The 9,565-nt window shown below is 65.1% G+C and carries 8 protein-coding genes and 2 pseudogenes; 4 read left to right on the top strand and 6 right to left on the bottom strand.

Annotation, left to right across the window (positions count from 1 at the left end):
- Both ABZD10_RS10430 and ABZD10_RS10425 read right to left on the bottom strand, forming a co-directional pair.
- Positions 1 to 266, bottom strand: a pseudogene (locus ABZD10_RS10430) (xanthine dehydrogenase family protein molybdopterin-binding subunit); the annotation flags it as partial.
- A 3-nt stretch (positions 267 to 269) separates the two neighbouring features.
- Complete coding sequence (locus tag ABZD10_RS10425) at positions 270 to 728, bottom strand: (2Fe-2S)-binding protein (protein WP_372886343.1); 459 nt, start codon at positions 726 to 728, stop codon at positions 270 to 272.
- Positions 729 to 1,085: 357 nt separating this feature from the next.
- On the opposite strand from ABZD10_RS10425, the gene gap reads away from it, so the two are divergent.
- Both gap and ABZD10_RS10415 read left to right on the top strand, forming a co-directional pair.
- Positions 1,086 to 2,084 carry a type I glyceraldehyde-3-phosphate dehydrogenase gene (gene gap, locus ABZD10_RS10420; protein WP_372886341.1) on the top strand — a complete coding sequence of 333 codons (999 nt, stop codon included), beginning with the start codon at positions 1,086 to 1,088 and terminating at the stop codon, positions 2,082 to 2,084.
- A gap of 84 nt (positions 2,085 to 2,168) precedes the next feature.
- The gene (locus ABZD10_RS10415) at positions 2,169 to 2,312 is read left to right on the top strand and encodes a hypothetical protein (RefSeq protein WP_372886340.1); all 144 of its coding nucleotides are present in this window, start codon (positions 2,169 to 2,171) and stop codon (positions 2,310 to 2,312) included.
- A gap of 28 nt (positions 2,313 to 2,340) precedes the next feature.
- Here ABZD10_RS10415 and ABZD10_RS10410 read toward each other — a convergent pair whose 3' ends face one another.
- Positions 2,341 to 4,626 (bottom strand): right-handed parallel beta-helix repeat-containing protein, encoded by a 2,286-nt coding sequence (locus ABZD10_RS10410; RefSeq protein WP_372886339.1) that lies wholly within the window; start codon positions 4,624 to 4,626, stop codon positions 2,341 to 2,343.
- A 195-nt stretch (positions 4,627 to 4,821) separates the two neighbouring features.
- On the bottom strand, positions 4,822 to 6,465 hold the full coding sequence (locus ABZD10_RS10405) for a lysine--tRNA ligase (RefSeq protein ID WP_372886338.1): 1,644 nt from the start codon (positions 6,463 to 6,465) through the stop codon (positions 4,822 to 4,824).
- A 119-nt stretch (positions 6,466 to 6,584) separates the two neighbouring features.
- Here ABZD10_RS10405 and ABZD10_RS10400 point away from each other — a divergent pair, with 119 nt between their 5' ends.
- Both ABZD10_RS10400 and ABZD10_RS10395 read left to right on the top strand, forming a co-directional pair.
- On the top strand, positions 6,585 to 7,007 hold the full coding sequence (locus tag ABZD10_RS10400) for a tellurite resistance TerB family protein (RefSeq protein WP_372886336.1): 423 nt from the start codon (positions 6,585 to 6,587) through the stop codon (positions 7,005 to 7,007).
- Positions 7,008 to 7,144: 137 nt separating this feature from the next.
- On the top strand, positions 7,145 to 7,582 hold the full coding sequence (locus ABZD10_RS10395; RefSeq protein WP_372886334.1) for a L,D-transpeptidase: 438 nt from the start codon (positions 7,145 to 7,147) through the stop codon (positions 7,580 to 7,582).
- Positions 7,583 to 7,724: 142 nt separating this feature from the next.
- On the opposite strand, the gene dacB is transcribed toward ABZD10_RS10395, so the two are convergent.
- Positions 7,725 to 9,218, bottom strand: a complete 1,494-nt coding sequence (gene dacB, locus ABZD10_RS10390) for a D-alanyl-D-alanine carboxypeptidase/D-alanyl-D-alanine-endopeptidase (protein ID WP_372886332.1) — start codon at positions 9,216 to 9,218, stop codon at positions 7,725 to 7,727.
- An 86-nt stretch (positions 9,219 to 9,304) separates the two neighbouring features.
- Positions 9,305 to 9,565 (bottom strand): annotated as a pseudogene (locus tag ABZD10_RS10385) (nicotinic acid mononucleotide adenylyltransferase); the annotation flags it as partial.

Here is a 9,565-nt window from a genome sequence, read left to right as displayed (position 1 = left end):
GGCTCGAGGTCCAGCTCCTCGGCGATCAGCACCGCCTGGGCATGGGCCACCCCCTGCCCCTTGTCGGCATGGGGCGCGATCAGCGTGATCCTGTCAGCGTCGATCACCACCCATGGATTGAAGGTCGCCGCACCCTCGGCAAGCCCCTGTTCCAGCGGATTGCCATAGGGCGTCTTGACCCTGTAGACCCCGAAGGCGACGCCGCCGAGCACGGCGGCCGAACCGATCAGGAAGCTGCGCCGGGCGATCTTTCCCACCTTGCTCATGGTCTAGGCCCTCCCGGTCTTGCTGGCCGCCAGCTTGACGGCGGCGCGGATGCGCGGATAGGTGCCGCAGCGGCACAGGTTGCCCGACATCGCCTCGTCGATCTCGGCGTCGCTGGGGGCGGGGTTCTCGGCCAGCAGCGCCGCCGCCTGCATGATCTGCCCCGACTGGCAATAGCCGCATTGCGCCACCTGGGTCTCGATCCAGGCCTCCTGCACCGCGTGCAGCGCCTCGGGCCGGCCCAGCCCGTTGATCGTGGTCACCGGCCCGTCGACATCCGCCACCGGGGTCTGGCACGAACGCACCGCCTCGCCGTTGACATGCACCGTGCAGGCGCCGCAGGCGGCGATGCCACAGCCGTATTTCACCCCCTTGATTTTCAACTCGTCCCGCAGCACCCACAACAGCGGCATGTCGTCTTCGACATCCACCTCGTGGGTCTGGCCATCCACTGTCAGTCGCATGGGCATTCTCCTGTTGGGGTGCTTCAACATAGAAGATGCGCACCGGGGCGAAATTTTCAACGTCTGCGCAGCCTTCGGATATCGCGTCCGGCGCCTTTCGTAGCGGCAACTGCGGCGGCCAGAGGCCTGCTGCCGGCCGCCCCGGTCCGGCTTTTGAGCGGCCGGGCGGGGATTCGCGTTTTTTCACCCGCCGCGGGCCGGGCAAACCGGGGCTGCATCCCCCCTCGATTCGTTAGCGCCATCGGCGGTTGCAGGTGCAATTTTATCGCTAACAGGCGGTTTCGAGACCGGGATTGCCCTTTCGCCCAGCGCCCCTCACGGGTATATCCCGGCCAAATTCAGAACAAAGGATACGTCATGACCGTCACTGTCGGGATCAACGGATTTGGCCGCATCGGCCGTTGCACGCTGCGCCATATCGCCGAAACCGCGCGCGACGACGTGAAAGTCGTGAAACTGAACGCCACCGGCCCGCTGGACACGGCGGCGCATCTGATCCGCTATGACTCGGTGCATGGCCGTTTCAGCAACGACGTGACCGTCGGCGACGGCACGCTGGACCTTGGCCAGGGCGAAATCGAGATGTTCTCGACCTATGACCTGGACGAGCTGGACTGGTCGGGCGTCGACGTGGTGATGGAATGCACCGGCAAGTTCAACGACGGCGAAAAAGCCAGGAAACACCTTGAGCGCGGCGCCAAGAAGGTGCTGCTTTCGGCCCCCGGCAAGAACGTCGACAAGACCATCGTCTTCGGCGTCAACGACGAGATGCTGGAAGCCGGCGACACGATGATCTCGAACGGCTCCTGCACCACCAACTGCCTGGCCCCGGTGGCCAAGGTGCTGCACAACACCTTCGGCATCGAATCCGGCATCATGACCACCATCCACGCCTATACCGGCGACCAGCCGACCCTTGACCGCCGCCACAAGGACCTCTACCGCGCCCGCGCCGCGGCGATGGCGATGATCCCGACCTCGACCGGCGCCGCCAAGGCGCTTGGCGAGGTGCTGCCCGACCTCAAGGGCAAGCTCGACGGATCGGCGGTGCGGGTTCCGACGCCGAATGTCTCGGCCGTGGATCTGACCTTCGTCGCCAAGAAGGACGTCACCGAGGCCGACATCAACGCCGCCATGGCCGAAGCCTCGGCCGGCGCGATGAAGGGTGTTCTGGGCTATTCGGAAGAGAAACTGGTCTCGATCGACTACAACCACACCGAGGAAAGCTCGATCTTTGCCGCCGACCAGACCAAGGTCATCGGCGGCCGGCTGGTGCGCGTGCTGGCCTGGTACGACAATGAATGGGGCTTCTCCTGCCGCATGGCCGACGTGGCGGCCAAGATGGGCAACCTCTAACCCCTTTCAGAAGCCACAAATTCTTGCGCCTCCGGACGCTCTCGGGCATATCTCTTGCCTAGGATGCATCTGGAGGCGTTTTTCATGACCAACCAGCTTGCCGTGGTCCTTGGTATCGCGGTCGCGATCGGACTGGGGGCCGATCTGATCTGGCTGGACGGTCAGACGACGCTGTTCCTGTTGCGGCGCTTTCTGGAACTGACCGAATGGGTGGCCTTCTGGCGCTGACCCGCGGCCGAAACCACCGGGGCGCGGGTCAGTCCATGCGCACCGTGACGTTGACCGCGCCGTAGACCGGCTTTTCCCACTTCAGCTCGACCATGTCTCCGGCGGCGCCGGCCTCGGTCTCGACATAGGGGACGGTGTATTCACCGACATTGCCGGCGGTCTTGATCTTGCCGGTCATCACCACCGCATCGACATTGCGCGCCCGCCCGCCAAAGGGCAGCCCGCCGCCGGTATCGACCAGCCATGTGGCCGCGGCCGCGTTTTCGTCATGCGCCACCACCAGCGGGTTGTAGATCGGCGTGGTCACCGAATGAAAGGTATTGCCGGCCACGAGGATGTTCTTGCCCTTGGTCATGTCGAGCGCGGCATGGCTGCTGTCCACCCGGTCGACCCGGTCGATGCTGGACCCCGAGATCGAGCGGAACTTGTTGCCGGTCACGTTCATGCCGGTGATGTAGTGGCCGCTGCCATGCGGCTTGATGACCAGAAAGGCGGTCCAGGGCGCGACGTCGCCGGACAGGAAGACATTGTCGGTCACGCTCAGTGCCGAAAAGGAATAGCCGCCGCTGAAATCCGGTTGCGGGTCGTATTCATTGGTCCATTCGATGGTGCAATTGTCGATGTAATTGCCGTCGATCGTGGTCGAGCAATGCGCCTGCGCAAGGATGATGCCGGCGGTGCGCAGGCCGGCGCTGGCCGAATCCCCCTGAAAGAAATGGTTGCCGGTGATCATCGCATTGGCGCCGCCCACCACCAGGAAATGCCGGAACTGGCTGGCCCGGTTGTCGCGGATCTTGACGTCGTTCGCGTTCGAGTTGATCGCCACCGACTGGCGGTTCTGCGCCTCTTCGCCGCCTTCGCTGGTCAGAAACTGGCAGCGGTCGATCAACATGCCCTGGCAGCCTTCGCCGGGCGAGGTGATGCCCCGGTGCGCCGGTTTGGTGAACACCGAATCCCGGACCTGAAAGGCGACCCCCGATCCCGCCAGCAGAACGCCGCTGGCCTTCTGATTGCAGAGAAAGTCCACATCCGTGAGCACGAAGACGCTGAGCTTGCTGAAACCGTTAAAATCAAGAATGTACTTGTAGCGCGTGAAGGTGAAGGTCTGGGTGCCCTCGGCGTCGTAAAGCGGGGCGCTGAGGGTGATCTCCTGGGTCGCCTCGTTCTTGGCGCGCACATAGACCTCGCGCCCGACCCCGTTGCCGGTGACCAGCGAGCCCGGCTTGATATTGGCGACGTTGACGACGTTGCTCAGGGTGCGCGAATTCGCCGAGGCATAGCTTGCCACCGAGGTCGTCACCTCGGGCTCCCAGGCGGTGTCGCCGGTGACATAGAACTGGCCGTTGCGGATCACCCGGCGCTGGGCGTATTCGCTGCGGTTGGCCACCGCCGCCTGCATGTCGATCGGCGCCGCAACGGTGATCCGCCGCCCGCCCAGATCAAGCGATTCGTGGTCGGAATTGTTGAGCAGCGACTGAAAGGCCTTCTTGAAGGCCAGCGTCTCGTCTCCGAAAGCGTCGATATAGGTCGGCAGGTCGAAATTCCGCGTCAGCGACAGGTATTTGTCGTCGGGCATGGTGACGCTGCCCTCAAAGACAACGCGGGTGTCGAAGGTGACGTTGTCGCCAAGGTAGAACAGCCCTTCGGAGACCAGAACCTCGCGCCCCTCTGCGGCATCGTTGGCGGCCGCGAAAGCGGCGGAATCATCGGTGACGCCGTCGCCCAGGGCACCGAAATCGCGCACGTCCACCTGATGGAGCATGTCGCGCAGATAGGCCGAGGTGATGTCCTCGACCACCAGATCGTCGATGCGCAGGATGCCCCCGGTGGCCCCGGTCAGGTCGATGCCGACATGGGCATAGACGGCCTCGGTGCTCCAGACCATGTCGACCCCGCCGCGGCTGCCGGTGCCGATGATGGCGCTGACCTCGACGACATCGCCATAGCCGGTCAGGGGCACGCTGGGGCCGGTCTCCACCAGGCCCGCGACATGGCCATTGCTGCTGTTCCCGGCCCATGCGGCAATGCGCAGGCTGGGCAGGTTGCCGCCGATCGCCTTGACCCTTGCGGTGATGCGCAGATAGCAGCCGGGCAGCACCGGCGTCTGCCCCATGTGGCGCAGCTGCTGCACGGTTTCGGTCTTCAAGAGTTCCAGACAGCCTGCGAAATCCTGGTCCGAAGACACCAGGGCCGCGTTGGCAGCACCCGCGTAGGTATCCGACCCCGGGGTGCCGTCGCCGCTCGACCAGAAATCCAGACCCAGTTCAAAAGCGGGCGGCATCAGCTGCACGCCGTCGGTAATCGCCTTGTTCATGACTTCCCTTTCCACAACGCCCGCAGCGGGCCGCACCATGTCGGCAAAGGGAAATATCAAGCCGCGGTTAACAGCCCGCAGCGGCACCGTGACGGTGCCCCGCGACGGTGCCCCGCGCGGCGGATCACCCGCAGTGCCAAAAAAAGGCGCGCCCGGGCGGGCGCGCGCTGTTCGGCAATGGGATTTTGGGCAGGATTAAACCAGATCGCCCCTCAGGGCGCTGTCGATCAGCGCCACGGTCTCCTTGACGCCGTAAAGCGCGATGAAACCGCCAAAGCGCGGCCCCTGGCTGGCCCCCAGCAGCACTTCGTAGATGGCGCTGAACCAGTCCCGCAGCGGCTCGAACCCATGCAGCTTGCCGATGGCAAAGACCACCGACTGCAGGAAGTCCTCATTGCCGAAATCGGCCTCAGGCAGGGCATCATCATTGCCCATCATCGCGTTCTTGTCGGCGATCGCCTGCAACGCCGCCGCGTCGGATTGCAACGCCTCGGCCAGCGCCTGAAGCGCCGCGCGTTCCTGATCGTTGGGCAGACGATAGGTCTTGGCCGGCTTCACGAAGTCATGGAAATAGCGCACCGCATGGCCCGCCGCCGCATCCAGCCCCGGATGGCTTTCCGGCGTCGCGTCCGGCGCGTATTTGTTGATGAAGCCCCAAAGGGTCTCCTTGTCCTCGGCATTCGACACGCTGGCGATGTTCAGCAGCATGGCAAAGGGCACCACCATGTCCGACTGCGGCACCTCGCCGCCATGGATATGCCAGACCGGGTTGTTCAGCTGCGCCTTGATGTCCTGCCCGTGATAGGCCCGCAGCTGCTGGTGGTATTCATCCACCGCCTTGGGGATCACGTCGAAATGCATGCGCTTGGCGGTCTTCGGCTTCAGATACATGAAATAGGCCAGGCTCTCGGTCGAGGCATAGGTCAGCCATTCGTCGATCGACACCCCGTTGCCGCTGGTCTTGGAGATCTTCTGGCCGTTCTCGTCGAGGAACAGCTCATAGGTGAAATGCTCCGGCGCCCGCCAGCCGAGGATCCGGCAGATCTTGTCATAGATCGGCGTGTTGGTGCTGTGATCCTTGCCATACATCTCGAAATCGACTTCCAGCGCCGCCCAGCGGGCGCCGAAATCGGGTTTCCATTGCAGCTTCACATTGCCGCCGGTGACCGGCAGGGTCCATTCCCTGCCCTCTTCGTCGTCGAAGGTGATGCTGTGGGTTTCGGGGTCGACCTTCTTCATCGGCACGTAAAGCACGCGGCCGGTTTCGGGGTGGATCGGCAGGAAGATCGAATAGGTCTGGCGGCGCTCCTCGCGCAGCGAGGCCAGCATCACCTCCATCACCTCGTCATATTTCTCGACGGCGCGTTTCAGCACCTCGTCGAAACGGCCCGAACCATAGAAATCATTGGCCGAGATGAACTCGTATTCGAAACCGAACGTATCGAGGAACCGGCGCAGCATGGCGTTGTTGTGATGTCCGAAACTCTCGTGGGTGCCGAAGGGGTCCGGCACCGCGGTCAGCGGTTTCTGCAGGTGCTCATGCAGGCTCTCGGCATTGGGCACATTGCCCGGCACCTTGCGCATGCCGTCAAGATCGTCGGAAAAACACACCAGCTTGGTCGGAATGTCCGAGATCACCTCGAAGGCGGTCTTGATCATCGTGGTGCGCGCCACCTCGCCGAAAGTGCCGATATGCGGCAGCCCCGACGGGCCATAGCCGGTCTCGAACAGCACATAGCCCTTTTCGGGCGGCTGCTTCTGATAGCGTTTGAGCACCCGGCGCGCTTCTTCAAAGGGCCAGGCTTTCGAAACGAGTGCAGCTTCGCGCAATTCAGACATGTCATTCTCCGACGGGCTTCGGGCGCTTCATTGCGCCCCGGTCCGGGGCTACCTATTGCCCATGGCCGCCCCAGTCAATATTCTGCACCGCAACAACGCTGTCACAAGGAATGATGCCCGTGTCCGAGGATATCCCCCACCCGCTGACCCCGCAGGACTGCCTCGTCGCCGTCATGGTCGCCATCTCGGCCTCCGACGAGAACATCCGCACCGCGGAACTGGTCAAGATCCAGTCGGCGGTGAACAACCTGCCGATCTTTGCCGAGTATGACATCGACCGGCTGGCCACGGTGTCGCAGGTGGTCTTCGACCTCTTCGAACAGGAAGACGGGCTGGCCGCCCTCTTCGGCCTGGTGCGCGAGAACATGCCCGAGCGGCTCAACGAAACCGCCTACGCGCTGGCCTGCGACGTCGCCGCCGCCGATGGCGCGCTGGCCGAGCCCGAACTGCGCCTGCTCGAGGAAATCCGCTACGAGCTCGACATCGACCGCCTGCATGCCGCCGGCATCGAGCGCGGCGCCCGGGCCCGCCACATGGTGTGACCGAAATGCTGTGACCGAAGTGGCGTGACCAAAGCGCCGGGCACCCATTCACATTTGCGTGCCCGGCTTTGACAAAACGCCAAGCTGTGTCAGTCTGACCTCCATTACCGCACAGGACAATTGGAAGACAGACAGACATGAAGCGCAGATTTCTTGCCGCGTCCCTCGCGGCGCTTTTCCTGATCGCCACCGGCAGCGCCCAGGCCACCAGCCCCCGCAGCGTCGAAGCCCGGATCGACAAATCGGCCCAGACCATGTCGGTCTATGTCGACGGCTGGCACAGGTACACCTGGCCGGTCTCCACCGCGCGGCGCGGCAAGATCACCCCCTCGGGGCGTTTCACCGCGCAATGGCTGTCCAAGAACCACAGGTCCAGCCGCTACGACAATGCCCCGATGCCCTATTCGATCTTCTACAGCGGCCATTACGCCGTGCATGGCACCAACCAGATCTCGCGGCTCGGGCGGCCGGCCTCGGCGGGCTGCGTCCGCCTGCATCCCGACAATGCCCGGATCCTGTTCGAGCTGACCCGCGCCGTCGGCAAGGACAACATGACCGTCATCGTCGGCGACTGACCCAGCAACGCTGCCCGCCGCAAGCGCGGCGGCTTTTTCTCTTGCCCGAAATATCCCGGGGGAGCGCCGGTTTTTCCGGTGGAAAAGCCGGTGTGGGGGCAGCGCCCCCTTCTGCCCCAAAGGCCTCCCCCGACGTCGCCGGTCAGGCCCCGTAAAGACCGTCCCATCGTTCGATCAGCCGCTGTTGCAGGGTCTTTGCCCTGCGGTTCCAGCGCCGCGCGCCCTTCGGGCGCTCGCGGTCCTGGGCGGCGATCCGCTCCCGCGCACCGGTATCTGCGGCCAGGATGGCAAAGGCCAGCAGGCTGCCGTCATGCACCTGCAGGTAGCCGGCCAGGCCGCTGACGAAATTCAGCGTCCCGGTCTTGGCCTGCACCTGCATGCCGGGGTTCTGCTTCACGTTGCCCTTCTCGTCGCGCAGCTTGATGTCCTTCAGGATCGGCCGCAGCTCGGTCTGGCCGGCCGAACGCGCCAGCGCGCCGGCCATCTCGGCGGCCCGCAGCCGCGATGCGTCGCCCAGCCCCGAGTGGTCGACCAGCGCCGCGTGGCGCATCGCCAGCCGCTCGGCAGCCCAGCGGTTCATTTCCCCGGCCGAGGCCCGCAGCGTCGATGCCGGCACGCCGCGCGCCGCCGTCGCCGCCATCCCGACAATTTCCGCCGTGACATTGGTCGAATATTTCAGCATCGCCTTCAGAATCTCGCGCAGCGGCGCGCTCTCGTGCCGCACCACCACCTGCCCGCCCGGCGCCGCGCGGCTGACCTGCGGCGCCTTCAGCACGATGCCATGGGCCCGCGCCATGGTCCGGAACACCTCGCCGGCATAGATCTCGGGCTGGCGCACCGGCAGCCAGCGCGCGCCGCCCTTGCCCAGCGCCCCGCTGGCCACGGTCCAGTGATCGACCCCGCCGCGATCCTCGTAGGTATAGACCGGCAAGTCGCGTTTCACGATCTTCATGCGCGCCATGGTGACCTCGGGCCGGTACCGGCTCGAGCGGGCATCCATGGTGACCCCCCAGCCGCCACCGGCGGCGCGTTTCCATTCGAAATGCACCCGGTTGTAATTCAGGCTCAGCCCCGAGATCGCCGGCGAATAGCCGACGTGATCGGGCTGCGCAGGGTCGATCGAGCGCACCTGGGCCAGCGCGCCGCCCCAGACCAGGAACCGCCCCCGGACCTCGCGGATGCCGCTTGCCTTCAGCTGCGCCGCCATCGCCGCCAGGGCATCGGTGTCCAGCGTCGGATCACCGCCTCCGGCCAGCACCAGATCGCCCTCGAGAATGCCGTTGGCAACCGTTCCGGCCGCCACCAGACGGGTGGCAAAGCGATGCGCGCCGCCGAGCATGTCGAGCGCATAGAGCGCGGTGATGGCCTTGGTCACGCTGGCCGGTGGCAACCCCTGTTCGGCGTGGTGCCCCTCGAGCAGCTGCCCGGTTCCGGCATCCATCACCGCAAAGGACAGATCGCCGCTCAGCCCGGCCTTTTCGATCAGCTCGCCGGCCCCGGGCGCCAGCCGCCGGCGCAGGCTCGCCGAGCGCAGCTGCGGGCGCAGCGAACTGGCCGGCGGATTGGCCCATGCCGGGCCGGACAATCCCGCCAGCAAACCGGTGATAAAAAAACGTCGAGAAATCACTTTAATCATCTCCCGAGATTAAACCCGCCCCTGCCGAACAGACAAGCGCCGCTTTGCCGGCTCGCGCTGGCGCCGAGAGGGCGCGCGCCCCGGGGCTAACCCTGCGGCCAGCGGCCCGTGGCCCGCAGCCGGGTCGAACTGATGTCGCGCATCGGCATGTTGGCAAAACACCAGGCCGGGGCGGCGCTGTGACCAAGAAGATGGCTGGCACGCGGGTGCAGCCGCGCGCCGCGAAACACCTGTGCGGCCTTGGCGGTACGCCCCTCGACCCGTTCTCCGGGCCGGGCCAGCACCCCGACCGGCATCCGGAACATGATCTCCTGCCAGTCCTTCCACTGGTGCAGCTGCGCCAGGTT

The organism is Shimia sp. (assembly GCF_041624275.1).
In the GTDB taxonomy this organism is placed as follows: Bacteria; Pseudomonadota; Alphaproteobacteria; order Rhodobacterales; family Rhodobacteraceae; genus Shimia.
The sequence above is the reverse complement of the archived record's forward strand: the minus strand, read 5'-3'. Positions and strand labels throughout refer to the sequence as shown.

What these genes read in the sequence shown, in the direction of transcription:
- ABZD10_RS10425 (WP_372886343.1), bottom strand. Translation starts at nt 728, where the DNA reads ATGCGACTGACAGTGGATGGCCAGACCCACGAGGTGGATGTCGAAGAC.
- gap (WP_372886341.1), top strand. Translation starts at nt 1,086, where the DNA reads ATGACCGTCACTGTCGGGATCAACGGATTTGGCCGCATCGGCCGTTGC.
- ABZD10_RS10415 (WP_372886340.1), top strand. Translation starts at nt 2,169, where the DNA reads ATGACCAACCAGCTTGCCGTGGTCCTTGGTATCGCGGTCGCGATCGGA.
- ABZD10_RS10410 (WP_372886339.1), bottom strand. Translation starts at nt 4,626, where the DNA reads ATGAACAAGGCGATTACCGACGGCGTGCAGCTGATGCCGCCCGCTTTT.
- ABZD10_RS10405 (WP_372886338.1), bottom strand. Translation starts at nt 6,465, where the DNA reads ATGTCTGAATTGCGCGAAGCTGCACTCGTTTCGAAAGCCTGGCCCTTT.
- ABZD10_RS10395 (WP_372886334.1), top strand. Translation starts at nt 7,145, where the DNA reads ATGAAGCGCAGATTTCTTGCCGCGTCCCTCGCGGCGCTTTTCCTGATC.
- dacB (WP_372886332.1), bottom strand. Translation starts at nt 9,218, where the DNA reads ATGATTAAAGTGATTTCTCGACGTTTTTTTATCACCGGTTTGCTGGCG.